18 protein-coding genes and 1 pseudogene are annotated in these 21,991 nt (G+C 59.1%); 8 read left to right on the top strand and 11 right to left on the bottom strand.

Going from position 1 to position 21,991, the window contains the following annotated elements:
- Positions 1–1,664 (bottom strand): annotated as a pseudogene (locus tag YU3_RS0126035) (hypothetical protein); the annotation flags it as partial.
- 1,025 nt (positions 1,665–2,689) lie between these two features.
- Here YU3_RS0126035 and YU3_RS37620 point away from each other — a divergent pair.
- Complete coding sequence (locus YU3_RS37620) at positions 2,690–3,280, top strand: thermonuclease family protein (RefSeq protein WP_245273667.1); 591 nt, start codon at positions 2,690–2,692, stop codon at positions 3,278–3,280.
- Between the two features lie 345 nt (positions 3,281–3,625).
- Here YU3_RS37620 and YU3_RS0126020 read toward each other — a convergent pair whose 3' ends face one another.
- Both YU3_RS0126020 and YU3_RS0126015 read right to left on the bottom strand, forming a co-directional pair.
- Positions 3,626–4,762 carry a cytochrome-c peroxidase gene (locus YU3_RS0126020; protein WP_280797901.1) on the bottom strand — a complete coding sequence of 379 codons (1,137 nt, stop codon included), beginning with the start codon at positions 4,760–4,762 and terminating at the stop codon, positions 3,626–3,628.
- A gap of 839 nt (positions 4,763–5,601) precedes the next feature.
- Entirely contained in the window at positions 5,602–6,312 is a 711-nt protein-coding gene (locus tag YU3_RS0126015) for a winged helix-turn-helix domain-containing protein (protein WP_027168951.1), read from the bottom strand.
- A 641-nt stretch (positions 6,313–6,953) separates the two neighbouring features.
- On the opposite strand from YU3_RS0126015, the gene YU3_RS0126010 reads away from it, so the two are divergent.
- The 3 genes from YU3_RS0126010 to YU3_RS0126000 all read left to right on the top strand — a co-directional run bounded on the left by YU3_RS0126010 (position 6,954) and on the right by YU3_RS0126000 (position 10,832).
- Positions 6,954–8,330, top strand: coding sequence for a trehalose-6-phosphate synthase (locus YU3_RS0126010; RefSeq protein WP_027168950.1), 1,377 nt, complete (start codon positions 6,954–6,956; stop codon positions 8,328–8,330).
- Positions 8,331–8,724: 394 nt separating this feature from the next.
- Positions 8,725–9,684: a LysR family transcriptional regulator gene (locus tag YU3_RS37615; RefSeq protein WP_245273669.1), complete on the top strand. Its 960-nt coding sequence runs from the start codon at positions 8,725–8,727 to the stop codon at positions 9,682–9,684.
- A gap of 272 nt (positions 9,685–9,956) precedes the next feature.
- The gene (locus tag YU3_RS0126000) at positions 9,957–10,832 is read left to right on the top strand and encodes a hypothetical protein (RefSeq protein WP_027168949.1); all 876 of its coding nucleotides are present in this window, start codon (positions 9,957–9,959) and stop codon (positions 10,830–10,832) included.
- A gap of 148 nt (positions 10,833–10,980) precedes the next feature.
- Here the strand turns inward: YU3_RS0126000 and YU3_RS0125995 are convergent, their stop codons facing one another.
- From YU3_RS0125995 to queE, 4 genes are all read right to left on the bottom strand, one after another.
- Entirely contained in the window at positions 10,981–11,229 is a 249-nt protein-coding gene (locus YU3_RS0125995) for a hypothetical protein (protein WP_051334094.1), read from the bottom strand.
- 215 nt (positions 11,230–11,444) lie between these two features.
- Positions 11,445–12,182, bottom strand: coding sequence for a 7-cyano-7-deazaguanine synthase QueC (gene queC / locus YU3_RS0125990; RefSeq protein WP_027168947.1), 738 nt, complete (start codon positions 12,180–12,182; stop codon positions 11,445–11,447).
- 4 nt (positions 12,183–12,186) lie between these two features.
- Positions 12,187–12,540 carry a 6-carboxytetrahydropterin synthase QueD gene (gene queD / locus YU3_RS39750; protein WP_084508335.1) on the bottom strand — a complete coding sequence of 118 codons (354 nt, stop codon included), beginning with the start codon at positions 12,538–12,540 and terminating at the stop codon, positions 12,187–12,189.
- Positions 12,537–13,172, bottom strand: coding sequence for a 7-carboxy-7-deazaguanine synthase (queE, locus tag YU3_RS0125980; RefSeq protein ID WP_027168946.1), 636 nt, complete (start codon positions 13,170–13,172; stop codon positions 12,537–12,539). Before queE ends, queD begins: the two co-directional genes overlap by 4 nt.
- A gap of 1,040 nt (positions 13,173–14,212) precedes the next feature.
- On the opposite strand from queE, the gene YU3_RS0125965 reads away from it, so the two are divergent.
- Positions 14,213–15,487, top strand: a complete 1,275-nt coding sequence (locus YU3_RS0125965) for a hypothetical protein (RefSeq protein ID WP_027168944.1) — start codon at positions 14,213–14,215, stop codon at positions 15,485–15,487.
- Here YU3_RS0125965 and YU3_RS0125960 read toward each other — a convergent pair.
- The 3 genes from YU3_RS0125960 to YU3_RS0125950 are packed head-to-tail and all read right to left on the bottom strand — an operon-like array spanning position 15,466 to position 16,615.
- Positions 15,466–16,080 (bottom strand): hypothetical protein, encoded by a 615-nt coding sequence (locus YU3_RS0125960; RefSeq protein ID WP_027168943.1) that lies wholly within the window; start codon positions 16,078–16,080, stop codon positions 15,466–15,468. The genes YU3_RS0125965 and YU3_RS0125960 overlap by 22 nt on opposite strands.
- Positions 16,077–16,253: a hypothetical protein gene (locus YU3_RS40820; protein ID WP_156913606.1), complete on the bottom strand. Its 177-nt coding sequence runs from the start codon at positions 16,251–16,253 to the stop codon at positions 16,077–16,079. Before YU3_RS40820 ends, YU3_RS0125960 begins: the two co-directional genes overlap by 4 nt.
- A gap of 5 nt (positions 16,254–16,258) precedes the next feature.
- A complete protein-coding gene (locus YU3_RS0125950) occupies positions 16,259–16,615 on the bottom strand; it encodes a helix-turn-helix domain-containing protein (protein ID WP_027168942.1) in 357 nt (118 codons plus the stop codon).
- A 76-nt stretch (positions 16,616–16,691) separates the two neighbouring features.
- On the opposite strand from YU3_RS0125950, the gene YU3_RS0125945 reads away from it, so the two are divergent.
- Genes YU3_RS0125945 through YU3_RS37610 form a run of 3 tightly spaced genes read left to right on the top strand, consistent with a single transcriptional unit; the run spans position 16,692 to position 19,562 of the window.
- Complete coding sequence (locus YU3_RS0125945) at positions 16,692–17,780, top strand: multiubiquitin domain-containing protein (protein WP_027168941.1); 1,089 nt, start codon at positions 16,692–16,694, stop codon at positions 17,778–17,780.
- Positions 17,777–19,162, top strand: a complete 1,386-nt coding sequence (locus YU3_RS0125940) for a ThiF family adenylyltransferase (RefSeq protein ID WP_027168940.1) — start codon at positions 17,777–17,779, stop codon at positions 19,160–19,162. The genes YU3_RS0125945 and YU3_RS0125940 overlap by 4 nt, the downstream gene beginning before the upstream one ends.
- A gap of 1 nt (position 19,163) precedes the next feature.
- On the top strand, positions 19,164–19,562 hold the full coding sequence (locus YU3_RS37610) for a DUF6527 family protein (protein WP_084508333.1): 399 nt from the start codon (positions 19,164–19,166) through the stop codon (positions 19,560–19,562).
- A gap of 1,083 nt (positions 19,563–20,645) precedes the next feature.
- On the opposite strand, the gene YU3_RS0125930 is transcribed toward YU3_RS37610, so the two are convergent.
- Positions 20,646–21,815: an MFS transporter gene (locus YU3_RS0125930; protein ID WP_027168938.1), complete on the bottom strand. Its 1,170-nt coding sequence runs from the start codon at positions 21,813–21,815 to the stop codon at positions 20,646–20,648.
- Between the last annotated feature and the right edge of the window lie 176 nt (positions 21,816–21,991).

The following is a 21,991-nucleotide window of genomic DNA, read 5'->3' as shown; positions in this document are numbered from 1 at the left end:
GGCGCATTCAGGTCGACAAAAGACCGAAGGCCGCCGAAGGTGTCTGAGCGAGCCCCGGTGGAGTGTGCCGGTGCAAAGTGCGCATCATCACGCAAGTCGGACGGTGTGGGCGCATCCAGGTCCACGAAAGGCTGAAGGCCGCCGAAGGTGCCTGAGCGAGCCCCGGCTGAGTGCTCTGGTGCAAAGTGGGCGTCGTCGCGCAAATCGGACGGCGTGGGCGCATTCAGGTCCACAAAAGGCTGAAGACCGCCGAAGGTGCCCGAGCGAGCCCCGGCACCCTCGTTCTGAGCCGTTGCGGGGGGCTCCTGCGAAGGGCTGGGCCGCCCAGCGTCCAGCACTGCTGGCAAAGCCGGCTGCTCACGTGCTTGCGGCCGCAGGTCTCGATTGGCCTCGACTAGTTTTATGTAGTTCCGAAGATGCGACAAATCGGGAAGAAAGACTCTTCTTTCGCTTCCACTCCGTTGGAACGCAACCACATCGTTGTCCAGCCTTATCTGCTCCTGCCTAGAACCGTTTAGTCGGCCAGCTATGCTCCCCTTGCCCTGGCTTTGAAGCCAATCACTCAGTCCACGAAGACGTGAAGCCCGCACTTGCGCAGATTGCCTCTGCCCCAAAGTCGGGGCACCAAGATCTTTCAGCGTTTGGCCGAGCGCGCCCTCGATCAAGGGGGCGTCGTCGGGATGAGGAGTCAGCTTACGACGGCGCCCAATGCCACGGGGTTCGGGCCCTTCGGCCTCTTCAGGCCCAGGCAAGAACCGCCGGAGATCAGCCAAAGCCGATTTAAGGCGGTTCCGGGGGTCCCCCCCCACCGCCCGATACTCCGAAAGTTCCTTGTCCAGCGAACCGCCTTGCAACTGAGAAGCTAGAGGGGCCTTGTTGTTGTCTTGGAGCCACCGAGCAAACGGCCTAAATACGGAAAGGATGTGTCTGATCGTCCCTTTGGCGGCGATGTTGCGCTGCTCGGCGTCGAGCCGGAACCTTGTCAAAAGATTCACGTCTTCGGCAGGGAGCTCCGCAGTTAGAAGGTCTCGCGACGGGAGGCTCCCTGGCGCAACCTTTTTCAGGTGCGTAACAACAATAGAACGGCCACCAGCCTTCAGATAGTCCTGCACATCAGCTACAAAAGAAGCATGGTCAGGTGAATCACGGTTAAACCGGTCGAATATGGGCCTCCGATTTTCCTGGCGCAGCCAGCGGCTAAGATGGTGCAGATCGCTTCCCAAGTCCAGGACTGCCCGCTGGGACATCCTTTCGCGGGCCACTTTCTTGAAGGTGGAGACGAGTTCCTTGTCCTCGGGAAAGGGCCCGGAACGGTCACGTTTTGCGCCCACGCGGACCTCTTTGTTCACCGCAAACTCCGGTTGGCTATTCGGACCTGGGCCGGGTCCGTGTGCCGCCGCCTCCGACGTTTGGCGGCAAGGGATGAAGTCGTCACGCGGATCGGGCAACGACGGCACCGGCCGTGAAACGCCGAGATGCGTGCTTCGGCGCCCTCCAGCGCTCTCCTCAGACGAACCAGGCTGCAGTTGGTTCAACTGCTGCTCAAAGTCCGCTTGCGGACTCGCGGCGTCCGCCTGTTGCGCTACGTGCATGCCGGTATTCTGCCGCGCGAAGCCTGGCGCAAACGGGTTCAACTGCCGAGGATTGAACCGAGAACCATCCATGTCATTCTCCATTCGAAAATATAGGCTGCTGGCAAATCTGCGCAGACAGGCTCAGATCCAAGTCTCAATGGCGAATGGATTGCGAACTCGGACGCCAACGAAAAAGCTATCGCAACTAGCTGTCGAGAAGCTGACAGGAAAAAACGCGCGTCCACCGGCCTCCATTTTCTAACACGCGGTACTGTCAACTTGACGCCTGATCGGCATAGCTGCCGCACGTGCAGCCCTCAAGCCAGTCCTAATCAGCCTACAAGCACGGCACCGGCGACATCGCGCCAGGTGGCGAAGACGCGATCGCGGGCAGCCGGATACTCACTGGCGGAGAGGCGATGACGACGGAGCTGGAAGTGGCTGTGGATCGGAGAATGAGTGGCGAGAAATTGCTGGGCCTGCCGGGCTTATGGCCGCCCTCGAGCGGGCCAGCGTCCATCATGATATTGTTCCGTTCAGCCGCTTTCTCGCGGAGTTGGCACATAGAGGGATGTCCGGTGAGACGACCGCGACACTCCCGGCCAGTTAAGAATCATCCAAACGGAGACATAGATCGCGGATCACGTTCCCAATGGCGGCTACTCCACCGGCTCGGCACAGTCACGGGAACATAGTTGAGATAAGACCGAGCCAGCGCTTCGGGCTACTCGGTAATAGGAAGGCCGCTAAGCGAGAGCGCCAACTCAGGCGGCGGCCGGTTACACGGAAGGCACCCACCTCCAGCCCCGCAGTGCATCAACACGGCGCGACTATGGACTCTCTTCCCTCATCGAAGCATTCTTCCGTCGGGGAGAACGGACTTGGATAAATCCCGGCGGGACACTCAGTCTGAAGAGCGGCGAAAGCGCACAGGCGCCAAGCGCTCACGCGTGCGGCGTTGGGCACCCATTCCACGGTGACTGATCTTAGGGATGGCTGCTGCTGGCGCTTTAGCGCTCCAGTCAGCCACGCGGCACAGCGACCGCATGCCTGGGATCAGTCTCTCGAATCTGACCGGCCCGAGCCCGCCTCCAATCGTTGGGGTCGCCTCCGTCGTGGACGGCGACACGATTGAGATCCATGGTCAGCGCATTCGTCTCAACGGCATCGATGCTCCTGAGGGCAAGCAATATTGCGAGGACGCCAAGGGGTTCGAATATCCCTGCGGGCGGCGTGCGGCCGAAGCGTTAGACGCCTTCTTGACGACCTCGAGGCCAGTTCGCTGCTCGTTGGTCTCCTGGGATCGTTACGACCGGTTTGTCGGTGACTGCCAGCGGTCAGACGGTGTCGGCCTGTCCGCCTGGATGGTAGAGCACGGCCACGCCTTGGATTGGCCCCGTTACAGCCACGGCGCGTACGCACTGCAGCAGGTGAAGGCGGAAGCGGCAAAGCTCGGCGTGTGGGCCGGCCCGTTTCAGGCACCTTGGGAGTGGCGAGCGGAGCATGCCGATAGGGCGGCGCCGGGCCAAGCACGAGGCCTCGTCAGCCGCAGGCTTCTCGCGCAGAGTGGCTATTCGTGCGAGCCGCGTCGGCCATGTTCTCAAATCAGCTCATGCGATGAAGCAAACTGGTATCTGGCAAACTGCTCATGGGGAGGCAAATTGGACCGAGACAAGGACGGCATTCCTTGCGAAACGATTTGTTAGGCAAAGCTCCTTAACCGCCGGTGACTTGGCTGGCTGCGAGCGAGCAAAGTAGCGACCGGACCTGTGGCGAGATCCGACCTGAAATCGACATCGCGCCTTTGTTTATGACGCTAATCCGGATAACGGGTAAGCACGGCAGAAAGACCCGCCTGAGCGGCGCGTCTCAACAAGCCAAGCCATAACCAAACTCTTCGTTTGCGCCGCGCCTATCCGGCGCTCCACGCGACCATCGCAGGGCGCGCCTCTGTTAGACTCGCGCAGCTCCTCTGAGGGAATTAATGACCATTGCGGATCCAAGTTGAGTCTGGGCCGAGGATGACAGCCGGCGCCTTTAGAGGCCGATGGTCAAGGGGCAGGTCTGGGCGTCGTGGCGACGCTTGGAGGCAGGGTCGGATACGTCACCTGCGGCTGGTCTCCTGTTAGAGACGCCAAGAAGGCAATGATCTTGGAGACTTCCTCAGGCGCCAATTGGGTGCCTAGCTGACTTGTGCCCATCACCGCGACGGCCTGCTCCAGGTCCCATGCACGGCCGCTATGGAAGTACGGGGCGGTAAGTGCGATATTTCTCAAGGTCGGAACCTTGAAGGCATACTGATCGTCGGCTCTCGCTGTAACCTGGATACGGCCCTTGTCGTCGGGCGGTAAGAAGTCCCAGCCGGGCTTCTCGACCACCCCAAAGGTGGCGTACATGCCGCCGCCGACATTGATGCCGTTATGGCAAGAGGAGCATCCCTTGTCGACGAAAAGCCTGAGACCATCCTTTTCTTCGATCGTGAGCGCGTTCTCGTCACCCTCGAGATACCGGTCGAACGGCGCGTTGGGTGTGGTCAGCGTCGCCTCGAACACGGCAATGGCCTTCTCGATGTTGTTATAGTCGAGAGGATCGATTTCATCTGGGAAGGCTGCTCGGAATGCCTCCACATAGCCGGGAATGCCCTTGAGCTGCTCGACGGCCTGCTCAGGGGTGCTCCCCATCTCGATCGGGTTGGCGATTGGCCCACCCGCCTGCTCTGACAGGTCGGCTGCCCGACCGTCCCAAAACTGAGCGGTATTGAACACCGCGTTGAGCACAGTTGGCGCGTTGCGGCCGCCGTGCTGCCAGTGGTCGCCAAGGGAGGTGGAGCGCCCATCTGCGCCGCCGCGCCCGAGTTGATGGCAGGTGTTGCAGCTGATGTTGTGCGCTGCCGAGAGTCGCGGCTCGAAATAGAGCATCTTACCCAACTCGAGCTTCTCTGCAGTCGCCGGATTGCCGTCCAGGGCCGGCGCGTTCTTGGGAACGGGGCTGAACAGCGATTTCGCGTGATCGAGCAGACTGTCGTGCCCCGCCGCCATGGAGGTGAGCAGACAAGATCCGAGTGCAGCATATGGCAGACTCCATCCCATCGCCGTGCGCAAGTAAAAGACCACGCCTATTTTGAAAGGCGACATGCAAATATCCTGGCCATTCTCAACAAATCTTTCCTTGCGGTCCTGATCCTGCACGTGAAATCAGCGGCATTTCATCATCAGTTGGGTTGCGTCCTCAACAGCATGTGCGCCGTCGCGACGAGAGCAGCAAAAATCGAGCCAGAGGCGCAGGAGGAAAAACGAATAAATCTCCGCGCGATTTCACCCTTTCGGCCCATCTGGGCGAAAGATCGAACGCACTAGCGTATTGCACCCGACAAACCCGACAATGGGTGTTGCACCGGTGTTTTCGCGGGACTGGGACGAACTTTCATCGAGAGCGTGGTCGCGCCGCCAGTCGCTCCGGCGGGACACTTCCGCATGCAAGCGAGGAGCTTCTCCAGCAGAAGCACCGGGCGTTGTCGATCGCTGCGGATCTGCGCAAGAGGCGTCCGCGAATAGCCGAGCTCGTTGGCACTTGCTCCAATCGCTGCTGGCCCGATTGTAGGCCCTGGCACGGTCCGCGCCGGAGGCCCGGACACAATTGCCAAGACAGGAGCACGTAATTCAGACGTATTGTCATGCGCATCCAGATCTTTTAACGACCTTCGCGAAAACCCGGGCGTGGCTGCTGACGCCATCCTGGCGCGCACCATGCCCGCGCCGCATACATTGGTTAGCAGCGAAACGCTACGGTCAGCGGCGTTTTGCTATTGCTCGCTGATGCCGACGCGTCGACGGATCTAGGTTCCGGCTGCCAAAAAAATAGCGCCGCGCGTGCTCAAGCAGTAGCGAGGTACCTCAGGTCCATTGGTCTGCGGACGAGCTTCTCGATGCCTGTCCGCAGAGCCCTGTGGCGCTACCGGCAACCCACATCGAGAAATCACATGCGATGAGACGTTGGTGAACACGCCGTGACGGCAAGGACAGGGAGGTTAGCGGCGCGTCCTTAGCTCCTCAACGCCCACGGCGCTCTCGAAAACATAGCCCGCGCCGCGCTCGGTGCGGATATACTGAAAGGACGAGCGGTGTCCCAGCTTACGGCGAAGGCGCAGGATTAGCACGTCGATGCTGCGGTCATAGACTTCTTGATCATAGACCCTGGTCGCCTTCAAAAGCTGCTCACGCGAAAGCACCCGCCCTGGGTTCTTGAGGAAGGCCATCAGCAGGCTGAACTCGCCCGCCGTGAGCTTGATTTCAAGATCCGTCCCTCGGCGCAAGCGGCGACGCTTGGTGCTTACTTGCCAGTCATCGAAATTAAAGATCGCGTTGCGGTCGCGCCCCGGGCGCTGGCGTATAGCGGCACGCACGCGGGCCAGGAACTCCGGGTGGCCAAAGGGCTTGGTGATGTAATCGCGGGCGCCGGTTTCGAGCCCAACCACCTTGTCGGCCTCATCCTGATAGTCGGCGCTGATGATGATGATCGGAAGATTCCTGTTGGCGCCAAACTCCCGAACGAATTGCAAACCGTCCTCCCGGCTGAGGCTCAGATCGACAATTGCCAGATCAATCGCTTCAGACACCATCTTTCTGGCAGCCTGCTCGCCGTTTTCGACAGCACTGATCCTGAATTCATGCCTAGACAAGAAGTCCACAAGCAGTTCTCTGTCTGAAGCGTCCTGACTCAAGACGAGAATGTTCTTCATGGTTACTCCTGTTGACTGCATCTCGGGCTTCCGGACGCTGGGCCAAATTAGGCAGGGTCAGCAGGCGGCACAATCTTCGTTGTGCGTATGACACAATAGCGCGGACAGATGGGTCCTACACGGGATTGCTGATGTGGCCCAGGAACCGAGCTCGCCAAAGCTTCTAGACTTTATGGGCCGTGTTTTCCCGATTTTAGCGTTGAGTGTTGGCCCCTCCCCGGGAGCGTTCGCCCGTGAGACGCGCCGATCTTCTTCTCTCCTAGATCCCCTTCCCCGCGGATCGTCAGGCGGCGGCATCGGCGTTCAGCGCCTGTAGGTTCCGTTCATGCATCTCCCAATCGAATTCAACCTCGTTTCATCTGAAACCTCGAAAAATTTGACTTTCTCACGGCGAAGACTGCTTTATTACCGGACACGGCAACACATAACCAGATGTTCTTTAGCACATCTTATATCCACGAAAGCTCATATAGAAATGTACCCCTATCCTAGTATAGTTCTCCGTCGCTCAACACATGGGTCTAGCGCATTCTCTCCACCGCGAGCGGCCTTTAGTCTCAACCAAACTCAATCCAATTGCCAGCAAAATCAGAACAACTTGGGAGCAGAGCTCTCGCGACGTGCAACCGCAGGAGGTGAAATTGAGTAGACTCATCGTTGTATCGAACAGGGTTCCGTTGCCCGATGAACACGGGTCGGCGCCAGCGGGCGGGGTGGCCATTGCGCTGAAGGCGGCGCTCAAGCAAAAGAAAGGCTTCTGGATGGGCTGGTCGGGGAAGGTGAAATCCGAGGCGGCCCCAGCGGCGCTGATCCCGCGGGAAATCGACGGCATCAGCTACCAGCTTGTCGATCTCTCGCAGAAGGATCTGGACGAATATTACCACGGCTTTGCGAACAGGGTCCTTTGGCCGATCTTCCATGGCCGTCCCGATCTCGCCGAATATACCGAGGCACGAAGGTCCGGATATTATCATGTCAATCAGATGTTCGCAGGGCTGTTGAAGTCGCTCTTGCGCGAGGATGACGTCATTTGGGTGAACGATTATCACTTGATACCGCTCGCTGAAGAATTGCGTCAGGCGGGCGTGCGCAACCGGATCGGCTTTTTCCTGCACATTCCATGGCCGCCGGCAGACATCCTCTCCACCGTCCCGATGTACGCTACTTTGCTGTGCGGGCTTTCGGCGTATGACCTTGTCGGCTTTCATACCGATTACGATCTCAGCAATTTCAACGAATGTCTGGAGCGCGAGCAGCAGGGGGAAACCGTCGAACAGCGTTCCCGCGCAGTCGATGAGAACAAATCTCGCTGCGCCGTTTTTCCGATCAGCATCGACACGGCAAACTTCGAAAGCCTGGCCGAGCAAGCTGCGCGCGGCGAGCGTCTGCAGAAGGCTTATCCGAGGATCGCTGGATATGACATCGCGATCGGCGTCGACCGCCTTGACTATTCAAAGGGGATTGAGAAGCGCATTGGCGCCTTTGGCGCTTTTCTGCGGCGCTACTGTCAACGCGTCGACAAAACGCTGCTGCTGCAGATCACCCCGAAATCAAGAGGAGTTATACCGGCATATTTGGCGATTCAGAAGGAGATCGCCGAACTGGTGGGGCGCGTTAATGGAGAATTCGGAACCATCGATTGGGTGCCCGTGCACTACATTCATAAGCCAGTCAGGCACTCGGAGTTGGCAGGCCTCTACCGCAAGGCGCGCATAGGTTTGGTGACCCCGCTTCGTGACGGAATGAATCTGGTGGCCAAGGAGTATGTCGCTGCTCAGGATCCACTTGACCCCGGCGTTCTCATACTCTCGCGCTTTTGCGGTGCAGCCAGAGAGATGAAAAGTGCGATGCAGGTCAATCCTTATGACACGGAGGAGATGGCGCGTACCATTGAAGAGGCTCTTATCATGCGCCTAGAGGATCGGATTGAGCGCTGGAATGCAATGATGACGACGCTTCGCACCCACGATGTCCATCACTGGTGCGACGAATTTCTCCGGTCCCTGAATGAGTCTTGAGGTGTGGAAGCCGGTCCAGCTTGCGGCGATACCGTCGCGAGTACACCCTGGGCCGCGACTTGGTGAAGGAAGGCAGCGGTCCCTGGCGAGCGCCTTGCCCCTGCATCAGGCGAAACCGCAGGAGGCGCTCGTCGGCGATACCAACGGACTGCGATTGCTTCGCTGATTGAGGCCTGCAAACTCGAACCGCGTCGATTCAGCTAGCGAGACATCGCTGCTGTCACCAGCAAGAACTCGGCCCGCAATCTCAAATCTCAAGACGCCGGCCTGAGCACACTGCCAGAAAGATAAGGAGAGGCGCATGAACGACCTCGTTTACGACCGAAATAGTTCAAAGAACAGCGAGCGGCGGCAGCAGATTGTCACGGGCGCACGGGCCGCACGGCAACAGCGAATGCTGGCATCAATTGACCTGAAATTGCTCTTGGCTCTTGAGGCGCTGCTGGAGCACCGCAACGTTACGCATGCGGCTCGGCACGTGGGCGTGAGCCAACCGTCCATGAGCCGAGCGCTGGCAAGGTTGCGAGGAATTTTCAATGACGATCTGGTGGTCCGTGGATCGACCAGTCTGGTTCCGACGCCGCAGGCCGAGCGCCTGGCCAAGATCCTCCCGCCGGTCTTGAACGCTATCCGCGCGATGATGGACCGCAACTACGCCCACGAGAGATGGCGATCGAAAGCCACAATGGTGATGCCCGATCACCAAGCGCTGATTTTGCTGCCGCCTCTTCTACCGCTTCTGCGCCAGCACGCGCCTAATCTCGATATCGTTACCGATCCGCGTTTAGCCGGCGCTCTCCGGCGGCTTGAGCAGGGGGAAATTCATCTCGCCGTTGGTCAGATCGATGCTGCGCCACTGGGCTATTTGCGCCGTACGCTCTACGCTGACCGCCTTGCCTGCCTGCTACGCCACGACCACCCAGCCTTGGCGCAGGAATGGACGATCGAGACCTTTGCGGCTTTGCGCCATGCTGCCATCGCCTCGGACTCCAAGGATGGCTTCGGGCGGGTGCATGACGAATTGGTCGAATTAGAACTCCTGGAACGCGATCCTGTATTGGTTTCAAATATTCTGACGGCGGCGGCGGCGATCGCGACGAGCGATCTGGTGCTGATTGTCCCACGGCGCGTCGCCACGCGGATCGCCGTCTTGCTGCCGCTAGCGATTGTCGATCCGCCCGTGGAACTGACCCCCTACGAGGTCGCCCTGATCTGGCATGAACGGTGCCATCGCGATCCCGAGCACCGCTGGCTGCGCAACGAGATCACCGCAGCAGCAGCGGCAGCAGAGCTGACGCAAGTATCACAGAGTGGAAGTGCAGCAACGGATGCTTCCGCCTGGGAACAGATCTGACCCTTATCGCAATCGGGCTCTGTTCTCAGGTTGTGCGGGAGGGAAATCAGTCAACGCGGCAAACCGATGCCCGCCGATTTTCTGCAAGAAGCTGAAACGGCGATTTTGGAGAATATGGGCAAACGAGGAGGTTTTCACACTTGCACATTCAAATCAGTTAACCCTCTTCCCTCTTTGGCCGCCATTCAATTGAGCCAAGAGGCATAGCTGATACTTAGGGCTCAGCGCATTTGAGACGCCTCAGCAATCTAGACCTCACGTAGGAGAATAAGATGTCGAACAAATACGCACTGGATGTTCAGGAGCGTGAACAAAGATACTCGGACAAGAGTTACGAGGCAGCGCACGCATATTTCCTCGCCAAGCCTCTGCATTTCGCCCTGACAGATGCGGCACCCCCGGGGGAGGATAGTATCGCTAACGAACAAGGGACGATTCAGTTCCACCTCATCGGCCAGAAAACAGCCGACCAGATGTATAGCGCGATAATGAACGAAAACGAGGATAATCTTCTTGCGATTGGCGGGCTAATTCACGACTACATGCAGAGACATCATCCAAGCATTGATCGGAAGAAGCTAGACATCCGGACATGGACCGACGTTCTTAGCAACATCCCAAACCTCTCAATTGGAGGAGAACGGCAGAAAAGTTATTCAAAATCGGCTATTGGAACTTCTGTCTCAGCCGATATTCTTTCCTTGGTTGCGCAGGCGATCATCACCGACGGGGCGTCGCTGCTGACAGATTTCCAGTCCTTCCTGACGGCAATGGGTGACATCACCTTCAGAGCCAATGCCAACGCACAGCAATACAGGGCGGTGACATGCACGTATCAGAGCTACCTTCTCAACAATGGGGCCGGAGGATATTACGATTACGGAGCAATCGTTCTCCGCCAAATCAACTTCAAACAGCACTTCCTTGAGCTGAAATCCTGCTGCTCGTCGTCGCGGCATGTCAATGTCGACATTGACTATGCCGAGGTCACTAGCATCGTCCAGGCACGCAGGATCCGAAAAGGCGGACCTGACCACGAAAACTTCCTGAAACTCGTGAATACGAACTCCACCAACCGGTTCAGCACGGCGACGAACTTTTTTAACGGCGGTTCGACCCCACAAGACGATATCAAACCGCAGGTCTGAACTCAGCGCTCTTCCCGCGAAGGCAGCGCACCCAACCAACGGCGTGGTCCCAGGAATCTCGCTCGCGTGTAGAGGCCGTCGATCAAGACGGCCTCAGCTGGCGAAGGATATCCTCTCTATCTAGAAGCCCCAGCATCCCACAATACCGTCAGGCTGAGACGCTACAAACCATCTTGAGCATGGCAAGCCTAACCTTAACTAGCTTTCTCGCGGACGCGTGAAAATTGTGACGAGCACATTCCACGACAAAGACCAAGGTCATCAGGTCCAGCAAGAACTGCTGGATTGCGTCGGCGGTCATGATCGACTCGACCTGACGCAGCATCGTACGTGCATGATTGACGGCTTCGGCGTCGGGCGCATCGACCAATGCTTCAAGTCTTTCGAAAATTTCCATTTGGTCAATCCCCCTGACCGCGCGTTTACAATGCCAGGCGCCAAGTTACACCGCCAAAAAGTAACAAGGTACCGCATTTTCCTCGGCCCATTCCGGCGCTGTGCGGTTGTCCCGAACATCGGTTGCGGTCACCTGTCCAGCAAGCGAGCCAGTCTCACGATAGCGAGCAACGCGAACATGGACGATGCCGAGATCCTGACTCGACCCGGCCGCAGTCAAATTGCCTTTCCGGCAGGGTTGGGGTTCGATCTGGAGGAGAGGAAGCTTTCCCAACCTTGGGCGCGCAGTAAGCATGCTGGACAGGCTCCGCAACCGAAACCCCAGGCATGGGCGTGCTCGCGGTCGCCATTGTAGCAGGTGTGAGTTTCCTCGCAGATGAGTTTGACCAGCGCCTCTTTTCCTAGCCGTTCCGCCAAGGCCCAAGTCTGCGCCTTGTCGATCCACATCAACGGCGTGTGGATGACAAAGCGCGTCTCCATTCCAAGGTTCAGAGCGAGTTGCATCGCTTTGATCGTGTCGTCTCGAGAATCGGGGTAGCCTGAGTAATCCGTCTCGCAGACGCCAGCTATCAAATGCCTCAAGCCTCTGCGATAAGCGACAGCGGCCGCGAACGTCAAGAAGAGAAGGTTACGGCCAGGCACGAAGGTATTCGGGAGTCCATTCTCCTGCATCGCGATTTCGACACTGCGGGTAAGCGACGTTTCGCTCAGATCTCCAAGCACCGCTATATCGATGAGGTGATCTTCGCCGAGGCGAGCACTCCACCCCGCAAAGCCCCTCCGCAACTGATCGAGCACGCGCGGCCGGACGTCTAGTTCGATCCGATGCCGCTGCCCGTAGTCAAAGCCGATTGTCTCGACGCGCGCGAATGTCTCGAGCGCCCAAGCCAAACAAGTGGTTGAATCTTGGCCGCCGGAAAACAGAACGAGCGCAGTCTCGGAATCTTGTTGCATCGTTTCACCCTTCATATTCAGCCCCGCATTGCGGGGTCTCCCAAACTATTACCGATGCAATTTGCGGCAGCAGGGGCTTTATTCGGTCCCAAATCCAGATAGCGATATTTTCGGCGGTGGGATTTGCTAGACCCTCAACCTCATTTAGGCAGTGATGGTCAAGGCACTGCAAAAGGGGGGCGAAAGCAGCCTCGACGTCGAAGAAGTCCACGACGAAACCCGTCTCCCGGTCGACTGGGCCTTCGAGACGAAGATCCACACGGTATGAGTGGCCATGCATTCGGTGGCAGCGATGGGATTCGGGTACTTGGGGAAGGCGATGAGCTGCCTCAAAGGTGAAAGCCTGCGTGATTTTCATGGGATCCCCAGGAACTTGTGGGTTTGAAGGGTCAGCCGCCAGCTTGGATTAGCAAGACAATAGGCGACAGCGGCCGCGGTATTCGCGTCGCGTTCAGGTCCATCCATCGGTTGGAGCGACAGGTGGTCGAATGCCAAGCCTTCGAAGCGCTCTGGCTCGGCATTGATTTGGGGATAAACGAGCTTCAATTCGTCCCCGGCCGTGACCAGGAGCGGAGCCTCTGCCTTCGGACTGACACACAACCAGTCGATGCCAGCCGGCGGACGGATGGTGCCGTTGGTCTCCACAGCGATTTCAAACGCTGCGGCGCGTAGTTCCTCTATCAGCTCTTCATCAACCTGCAGAAGGGGTTCCCCTCCGGTAAGCACAACCAGGCGCTTCCCGCCCCCAGACCCGCGCCAGGCCCGTTCGACCGCAGATGCAAGCCCCTGTGCGGTCGCAAAGCGTCCGCCCGCGGAACCGTCCGTACCAACGAAATCGGTATCGCAGAATCCGCAGATTGCCATAGCGCGGTCGGCCTCACGGCCCGACCAAAGGTTACATCCTGCGAAGCGACAAAATACGGCTGCCCGTCCCGCATTCCGCCCCTCACCTTGTAGCGTATAGAATATCTCCTTGACCGCGTATGACATAGCTAAGCTACCTCCGATTGAGCGAGTGCCGCCTCAGTATCTCGACGACACGGGGAGACTGGGCGTAAGTCTGGCGGCACGTTCTGGACAGCGCTCCGACGTCGATCTCCATTCCCGAAGACCCAAACGCCCGGGGTAAGAAGCTAACGTCGGGGGCGGCAGCCTCAATGGAGGCCTCGCGCTCTTGGTAGCCTGTCATCATATGAATCACTTGAACCGCACAACGCTTAGCGACAGGGTTCTCTCGCGAAAGGCAAGAGGCAATCCTGCATGAGACCTTCTCCATTTAGGCAGCTCGGGATTGAGGGTGCGGTCTCGGGCGGTAGCCGAGCTGGTACCCTCCCAATCTGGTTAAAATTTTCAGACACTCGCCGCTTGTGCATCACCCAAAGGCGGCCTTTGTCTACCGCACCGCAGTGGCCGCTTTGCGCCTCGTATGCGGCCGTGGCCGACCCCCTCCTCGCCGATTCGAAAGCAAACGTTCGCGACAACCACAGATGGCGCAGAAGGGTAGTCGGCGACATGGCCGTTACTCCAGCGAAAGTCGCTTACTATCTTGAGAAACCGTCCCCTCCTCGGAGCACCGACGTCGGCAAAGCCAGAAACGGACAGCGATCGTCGTGCTTTCGACGTCGAACAAATTCAGATCGAAGCTCGCACCGTTGGGGAGCGGCCAGCGAGTCAGTTCGTCAGGCGGACGGGATCCGGTAACCGAGGTATGGCAGAAAGCATAGACGAGCCCTCGCTAGTAGTTGCCTACGACTCCATCTCGGCGCCAATGGCGACTAGCGTGTCGAGCGACAAGCAGCGGTAGTACAGCGGACCGCCGGTCTTGCCCATTCCCTTGACCAGAGACGCGTTGCCAAAAAATTGTCGGAAAGGGCCAGTGTTCCTGTCTTGTCCAGAAGGACGCCGAATAAATATTTGTCTGGCAACCATTAAGGCAACGCCTTACAGCATTAACGTATGGGAAATCAGTTTTCGATTAGGTCAATTCTTCGCCGCCCTGGCGAAAGATCAGACTGAACGCCGGAGCAGCCATGACCGCAGAGATTGCAATACTAAACCGGGAAGCCGTCGCGCTCGCAGCAGACAGCGCGATGTCGCTTGCCGGCCCCCAGTCGTCCAAGACCTATGACTCCGCGGAAAAAATCTTTGAGCTCTCCAGATTTTTGCCGATCGGTCTGATGATCTACAACAACGCACTCTTCATGAACATGCCGTTGGGCGTCCTAGTACGGCGGTACCGCGAGCGGCTTACCAGGAACGAACCCAGCGACCTGTTCGATGCTTGGGACCCGTTCGAGCGGTTCCTGATAGATACAGCATCGGACGAAGCCGACCACAATGATCATTTCCAAGTGATGTTGAACGAAGAGCTGAAAACCCTTCAAAGGATGGTCTTTAACTTGCTTTCGGAGGCCTTGGTTCGGGTTGGCAGAAAACCGAACCGTAAAAAGTTTCTGCAAAGGAAGATCGCCGAACGGGCGGCTGAAGCCCGGGCCGATCGTCACCACGATAACTTTCTGCAGGACATCAGCCTAGAACAGTTCGTCCAGATCTATGGCGAGCTCATCTCGTCTCGCGCGAAAGAATGGCTAGCATCCTTCATCAAAATCGACGAGGACCTGCTTCATGGCTTGCACGAAATGGTCTTCGCTGTAATTAGGTCCAATCACCGTTCTAATGCCTACACCGGCTTCGTGCTTGCGGGCTTCGGCTCAAACGACCTGCTGCCGAAGCTGGCCTCGATCGAATGGGACGGGATCTTTTTCAAGCGCGCGCGCAAGTTGAAGGCCGCGCCGCCGGTCGAAATCGACCGGCGCACCCTTACGGCCGCTGTCGTGCCCTTCGCACAGAAGGACATGCCCGAACGCTTCATGCTCGGGATAGATGGGAAGTGGGAGATCGACCTCGAAAAAGCGGCGGCGGCGGCGATCGGCGAGGTGATTGACCGGGCCGGCTCCGCCTTCAAGAAAAAGGCGGCGGGGGCGGCGAAAACCGAGGCGATTGCGATCTACCGGCAGGAACTGCAGAGGCTACGCAGCAAATCCCGTGACGCGATCGTCTCCGTGGTCAACCACATGTCCAAGAAGGAACTAGGAGAACTCGCGCACTCACTGGTCGAGATCACGTCGCGCAAACGGCGTTACTCCAACGAAAAGGAGACGGTCGGTGGGCCAATCGATCTCGCCATCCTTACTCTCAACGAAGGATTCATTTGGGTGAAGCGAAAGCACTATTTCGACCCTGCTATCAACCCGCAATATCCGCCCGCGGCGAGCACACTGCGTCAGTTGCGCGGCCTGAAATAACCCAATATCGACTTTTCTTGCCGCACGGCGATCTGCGTATGGTTGCGGGAATGAAAGCCGCCCCCGGGGTACAGTTCGCCGCCTTCGACGAACAAGCCCCTTACCGTGTTGAACGGGGGGACGGCAGGCACCTCGCCCTTCTTGGCCGCTTCCGTGGCGACTGCGTCGATGTTCTGATGAAGGTGCTCGATCACCGCACAGTCCAGTAGCCTCAATAGTTTGTCGCCCGTCCCGCCCTTCTTCGGATCCTGGTTTTCGGGCAGGGCCTCGCCAGCTTTCCTGAACGCCGATTCCAAGGACGCGAAAGCGTCCTTCAGCAATTCGAGATCGGACCTTTTAGTCAGGTCAAGGCAATGACCGAGGTCGATAATGGCGCCGACTACCGCCGCCTTCGTGAACTTTCCCCGGGCGACGCGGTCCTCTGCCCATTCTAGGGCACGCTTGGGATCACCCTCCCAGAAATATGCGCCCGGTCCCAGCCAATCATATTTTTCGGCGCTAGGCCTGATGGAGCCGCCTGCAAAGATCGCTTCGGCGACTGTGGCGTCGCATCCATGATAGCCCAAGACAAAGCCCGTGCGAACGTCGCTCAATCGTCCTGCTCGCCCTTACCCTCGCCGCCGAACTGGGGCTGAAGCTTGCCGTCCCTATTAAGGAGACCTTCTTCTACCAGCCACTGTTTGGCGAGCTCGGCGGTGGCGGTCCTTTCGCGTTCCCGTTTCAGCAGGAGTTCCTTGATGGCCTTTTTCTGATCTTCGTCCAACATCGACCTCACTTCGCATTCTTGGTTAGCCGCGTGTAAGCTGCGGTGATCATATCGATCATGGTGTCCCTACCATCCTCGGAAAGGCTCTGATCGGCGTACAGGACGCTTGTGATCTGGCTGAGGGGCTCCGTCGCCTGCGGCTTGGGCCGGCCGCCCACGAAAGCGTCGGCGCTCAGACCGGACCAACTGACCAGCGACGCGAGGCTGTCCACGTCCGGCCTTTTCCCTTGGGCCAGCCTCGTCAATGTAGATGCGCTCACGCCGGATGCCTCGGCCACCTGCTTCCAGTTGAGCCTTCGGATCAACCGCGCACGATCCAGTGCCTCGTAAAATGACTCAGTACGGAATTCCGATCTCGCCATCGAATTTCATTCTTGCAATTGAGACCTCTTGATTGCTAGATAGCAATTCAGAACGACTCATGCAACGGAGTTTCCGATGACTCAGGCTGGCAAGCATCTCGTCGACTTCATCGAGGTAGCCGACGTCGACCTCGTTTTCCGACCCATTACTGTTTCCGACAGGACCCTGACAGGCCATCAGATCCTAGCGTACGCAGACGCGGCGCCGCGCGAGGAACATGTAGTGCTGCACTGGCTACCAGGGGGCGATATCGAGGAGATCCGGCCCGACGAGGTCGTGCAGATTCCGCCTGCGGCCCCGGCGCGCTTCATCGTTTCGAAGAGCGACAGGCTGTTCAGGCTCGTGCTGGACGACCGGTCGATCGTTTGGCCAAAGCGGAAGATCAATGAAGCCGCGCTTCGAAAGCTCGCCCACATCGACGCCCATGCAGAGCTCTACCTCACCAAGGAAAAGGGCAGCGACCATTCGATCGCGAGGGATCAGGACGTGTCTCTCGCCGAGGCGGGGGTGGAAAACATCTACTCCAAGGAGACCATTTGGAAGCTAAACGTCCAAGGAGTGACGATCAAGTCGACAGACCCGGTCATCACGGTCCGGAAGGCACTGGCCGAAGCCGGGTTCGACCCCGCACAGGAATGGATAATTATTCTAAAGACATCCGACTCCAAACGTCCAGTGACATTGGACGACGCCATCGACCTTCGCGCACCCGGCATCGAGAAGCTCCGTCTGACTCCCAAGGATGTGAACAACGGCGAATTCGCGGCAAAATGCGATTTCAAGCTACTCCCTACAGACGAAAAGGGGCTGGCGGCCCTGGGACTGTCGTGGGAAACCGTGATTGAAGGCGGCCACCGGTGGCTGGTGATGCGGTCTTACTCGGTCCCGACGGGATACAATCACGCGGCCGTCACCATGGCGCTCGATATTCCTAGCAGCTACCCGGCCGCCGAGATCGACATGTTCTACTGCTCGCCGCGTCTGGAGCGTACCAACGGCCGCCCTATTCCCCAGACGGAGGCTAACGCGACCATCTGCGGGATGTCGTTCCAGCGCTGGTCTCGCCATCGTGGTCCGGCATCACGGTGGAAGCCGAGCGTTGACAATGTCCTGTCACACCTTGCACTGGTCGACTCCGCCCTGCTGCAAGAGGTCGAGGGATGAGCCAAGCGTTTGACCTGGTCCTGTCCGGCATCGACCACGATGTCCTCACGCGGCACCTTCTGCCGGAGGATGGGAAGGAGGCGGCGGCTATTCTGCTTTGCAGGGACATCACACCGGTGCGCAACCGGCTGTTGGTGACTGGGGTGCGTCTCGTTCCCCACGAGGAATGCCGGTCGCGCGAGCCGGACTGGATCACCTGGCCGGGCAAAAGGCTTTCCGACGCCATCGGAGAGGCGGAGGACCTGGGACTCTCCATCATCCTGATCCATTCCCATCCGGGTGGATACCCGGTGTTCTCGGCGATCGATGACAAGAGCGACCGCGTGACGATCCCGAGCATCTTCTCCGGTTGGAGTGGGCCGGAGCCGCAGGCAGGCCACGGTTCGGCGATAATGACTCCGCCAGGTGCTATCCGAGGTCGGCTCTATTCCGCGGACGGACAGATGGGCCACTTTCGGCGGGTAATCGTCGTCGGGGATGACATCAAGATCTTTCCTGATGAAGAACCAGGGCGACCTATCGCGATGGCTTTCGGGTCCGGAATGACCGAAACGCTAGCGGGGCTGCATGCCTGCGTCGTGGGGGTCTCTGGAACAGGTTCCATCATCGCAGAGCAGGCCGCCCGCATGGGTTTCGGCACCATCACATTGATCGATTTCGACACGGTGGAACCCAAAAACCTGAATCGCATCCTCGGGTCATCTATCGAGGACGCGAACACCTCGGCCATCAAGGTCGAGGTAGTCGCCTCAGCGATCCGGCGCTATCGCAACGACGTCGATCTAGTCACTGTTCCGGAGAACATCTTTTCGCGCGTAGCGGTGCTCGCAGCCGCAAAAGCCGATATCATCTTCTCCTGCGTCGATTCATCCGAAGGGCGTCAGATTTGTGACCTTGTCGCCCGTGCTTTCCTGATCCCTCTGGTGGATATGGGCGTGACCATCCCAACCCGACGCATACCCGAGGGTGGGACCGCCATCGCGGAGGTGATGGGCCGGATCGACTATGTCCAGCCCGGCGGTCCCACGCTTGCGGACCGGCAGGTCTTCACACCTACTTCGCTACGGGCGGAGTATCTGGCGCGGGTCGACCCAGTTGCCTACGCGCACGAGGTCAACGAGGGTTACATCCGTGGGGCGCCCAGGGAGGCTCCATCGGTGATCGCTCTGAATATGCGCGCGGCCAGTGCCGCGATGCTTGAATTCATTGCCCGGGCCTTTCCCTATCGGCACGAAGCAAACAAGCTCTACGCGCGCACGCTTTTCGCGCTGGCGGATGGGGAGCAGGAATACCTGCCCGAGAGCGTTTTTGAGAACTCGGGGGTTCCCCCCGGGGGGGGATTGACGGAACCACTTCTCGGGCTGCCGGCCTTGGGTATCTAAGATGTTCAAGTCGTTCTTTCGGGGCATTGCAGGCTGGTTTTCAAGGCTGCTCGGCCGAAAGCCGACGCCACCAAAATTACGCACCGTATTGTTCGTCGAGGGTGATGACCTTCCCGCCGAACTTGCGCCCATGAACTTGGTCGTCGCCCGCGAAGGCGAAACACTGTGGTCGGCCGGGATGATTTGCCCATGCGGGTGCGGCCGGCGACTTGAACTCATGCTGCTTAAGGGGGTCAAACCGAGATGGGATCTGGACGTGGACCAAAACGATGTCCCGACGCTTCATCCCTCAGTATGGGTGGCGGACGGGTGCCGGTCGCACTTCTTCCTGCGCAGCGGGAAGATCGAGTGGTGCCATGACGGTCTCACCCACGAAACCACATCGGGACGAGGCTTGTGAACTCAATACTGCAGGCGCCAGATCCGGCAGCACCTGTGTGATCCAGTCGGAGGTTGCTCAGAGGGTTTAGCTCCTACGTGCCGTAGCGTTGCCATACCACAAGAACTGCGCCTCTGCGGCAAACCTCACGTAACCTACATTAATATTGGCCGCGAGTTCTGGGGCGTAGCGGATAGCTCCAATGTCGCTAGGTCAGCTTGAGGCGACGTCGATCAGTAAGCTGCCTTGCCGCTACAGTGAAGAGTTTCAGGCGCCGGCGGGCGTACGAAAATCCCCGAGAAAGGAAACCGCGGGCCACAATCGATGGTTATGGGGATTTCGGATTTGGCGGTGTAGGCAGGTTGCGCGATGCGCCAGACGAACGAGTCGCGCGCCGGATCCGGACGATCCACCGTATGGGTGAGGAAGAAGCGAGCGCGGACACGATGCTGTCATCGTCGGCACCGGAACACCGTCGTCCTGCTGCTTGATCTGGAACCGTCGCAGGTGGTCGGTGGTCGCTGCATCTGGTGAACGCCCGAGGAACGTCGCCAAGTATCCGATGTCGCGGAGATAGTTGCGCTGGGTTCTCCCGTGAGAAACGCCGCATGTTCATATTGTCGATCAGCCGCTGGCGCAACAGGCTGATGGGAGCTTCGAGAACTGAATGAGGCATAGCAGGCTCCTTGTTGAAGAAGCCTGCTATGCTCTGCCCCTGCCGGACGGCGCACAACGCGAGCGCGGCGCTCGGCCCATTACCCCTAGCTCAACCGCAGGTGCCCTCCTGCGGGAGGTTGCCCTGTTCTGAGATGGCGCTGTGTCCATCGGCCTTGAGCGGGTAGAGACCGGATTTGATCATGGAGTTCCCTTAATGAGAGGAACTTGCCACGGCTATCTTGTCGACCGATGCTCCGAGATATGCTGCACGAAATACTTATGCGGGGCTTGGACGCGAAACAATTTAGCAAGTCGGTCGTAACGGTTCCTGCTTGTCGACCGTGGCCCAGAGCAGGCTGTAGGCGATCGGCGGCTCTCGGTAGCTGCTTCTCCATGACCCGGTAAACAGGATGATCCCGCAGAAGAAGAGCAATGCCGGGATCCTGCCTAGGCGGGCCGCGTCTGCAGGACAGTACGGCGATCGAGCGCCTGCAGCAGCACCGCCACGATCGCCGCCAGCAAAGCGAGCACCGCGCCGACCAGCGGCAAATTGGCATAGGAAACGCCCGCCGACAGCGCCACGCCGCCGATCCAGGCGCCGCCGGCATTGCCGACATTGAAGGCGCCCTGGTTGAGCGTGGCGGCAAGGTTCGGTCCTTCGGACGCCGCCTCGACGACACGGATCTGCAGCGGCGGCACGACGACGAAGATGAGCAGGCCCCACAGGAAGACGATGCCGATGGCGACGCTGGCGATGGCGCCGAACTGCATGAAGCCGACGAACAGCAGGGCCATTAGCAGCAAGGTGCCGATCACCGTCGGCATCAGTTTCCAGTCGGCCAGCCTGCCGCCGATGATGTTGCCGATGGTCATGCCGGCGCCGAACAGCAAAAGCACCCAGGTGACCGCCGCGGTCGACAGGCCCGACACGTCGGTGAGGTAGGGTTTGATATAGGTGAAAACGGCGAACAGGCTGGCCGAGGTCAGCGCCGCGATCAGCATCGCCAGCCACACCTGCAGCTTGCCGAGCACGCGGACTTCGGCGCGCAGACCGCCGCCGCTCGGTTCCGTGACGTCGGACGGCACCAGCCAGGCGATGGCCGCGACCGAGATCAGGCCGATGCCGACCACGGCCAGGAAGGTCGCCCGCCAGCCAAAGGCTTCGCCGAGTGCGGTGCCGGCCGGAACGCCGAGGATGTTGGCGAGCGTCAGCCCGGCGAACATCAGCGCGATGGCGCTGGCGCGCTTGTTGCGCGGCACCAGGCTTGCCGCGACGACCGAGCCGATGCCGAAGAAGGCGCCGTGGCCGAAAGCGGTGAAGACGCGCGCGGCCATCAGCAGCCAGTAACTGGGCGCGATGGCGCAGAAGAGATTGCCGACCACGAACAAAGCGGCGAGCCCCACCAGCACGGGTTTGCGCGGCAGATGCGCGGTGGCCATGGCGACGATGGGCGCGCCGAAGACGACGCCCAGCGCATAGCCGGTGACCAGCAGGCCGGCTGCCGGGATCGTCACGCCGAGATCGGCGGCGACCTCCGGCAGCAGCCCCATGATGACGAATTCGGTGGTGCCGATGCAGAAGGACGCAATGGCAAGCGCAAGGATCGGCAAAGGCATGGGAGGTCCAGACCGGTTCGATGACGATTCGCAGACAGCCAAGCACGCACCGTTCCAAGCCAGAGGTCGTGCCGAAACAAGATGATAGGGCTGAGACGGCTATCTCGATGTCCGACGATGTCGGACATCGCACTCGACGAGCCGCTTCTCTCAAATTTCGCTGGGCACGCCAAAAG

It is taken from the genome of Mesorhizobium sp. WSM3224 (assembly GCF_000427725.1).
Taxonomy (GTDB): domain Bacteria; phylum Pseudomonadota; class Alphaproteobacteria; order Rhizobiales; family Rhizobiaceae; genus Mesorhizobium.
This window is presented reverse-complemented; position numbering and strand designations above follow the sequence as displayed.

What these genes read in the sequence shown, in the direction of transcription:
- YU3_RS0126015 (WP_027168951.1), bottom strand. Translation starts at nt 6,312, where the DNA reads ATGAAGAACATTCTCGTCTTGAGTCAGGACGCTTCAGACAGAGAACTG.
- YU3_RS37615 (WP_245273669.1), top strand. Translation starts at nt 8,725, where the DNA reads ATGCTGGCATCAATTGACCTGAAATTGCTCTTGGCTCTTGAGGCGCTG.
- YU3_RS0126000 (WP_027168949.1), top strand. Translation starts at nt 9,957, where the DNA reads ATGTCGAACAAATACGCACTGGATGTTCAGGAGCGTGAACAAAGATAC.
- YU3_RS0125995 (WP_051334094.1), bottom strand. Translation starts at nt 11,229, where the DNA reads ATGGAAATTTTCGAAAGACTTGAAGCATTGGTCGATGCGCCCGACGCC.
- queC (WP_027168947.1), bottom strand. Translation starts at nt 12,182, where the DNA reads ATGCAACAAGATTCCGAGACTGCGCTCGTTCTGTTTTCCGGCGGCCAA.
- queD (WP_084508335.1), bottom strand. Translation starts at nt 12,540, where the DNA reads ATGAAAATCACGCAGGCTTTCACCTTTGAGGCAGCTCATCGCCTTCCC.
- queE (WP_027168946.1), bottom strand. Translation starts at nt 13,172, where the DNA reads ATGTCATACGCGGTCAAGGAGATATTCTATACGCTACAAGGTGAGGGG.
- YU3_RS0125965 (WP_027168944.1), top strand. Translation starts at nt 14,213, where the DNA reads ATGACCGCAGAGATTGCAATACTAAACCGGGAAGCCGTCGCGCTCGCA.
- YU3_RS40820 (WP_156913606.1), bottom strand. Translation starts at nt 16,253, where the DNA reads ATGTTGGACGAAGATCAGAAAAAGGCCATCAAGGAACTCCTGCTGAAA.
- YU3_RS0125950 (WP_027168942.1), bottom strand. Translation starts at nt 16,615, where the DNA reads ATGGCGAGATCGGAATTCCGTACTGAGTCATTTTACGAGGCACTGGAT.
- YU3_RS0125945 (WP_027168941.1), top strand. Translation starts at nt 16,692, where the DNA reads ATGACTCAGGCTGGCAAGCATCTCGTCGACTTCATCGAGGTAGCCGAC.
- YU3_RS0125940 (WP_027168940.1), top strand. Translation starts at nt 17,777, where the DNA reads ATGAGCCAAGCGTTTGACCTGGTCCTGTCCGGCATCGACCACGATGTC.
- YU3_RS37610 (WP_084508333.1), top strand. Translation starts at nt 19,164, where the DNA reads ATGTTCAAGTCGTTCTTTCGGGGCATTGCAGGCTGGTTTTCAAGGCTG.
- YU3_RS0125930 (WP_027168938.1), bottom strand. Translation starts at nt 21,815, where the DNA reads ATGCCTTTGCCGATCCTTGCGCTTGCCATTGCGTCCTTCTGCATCGGC.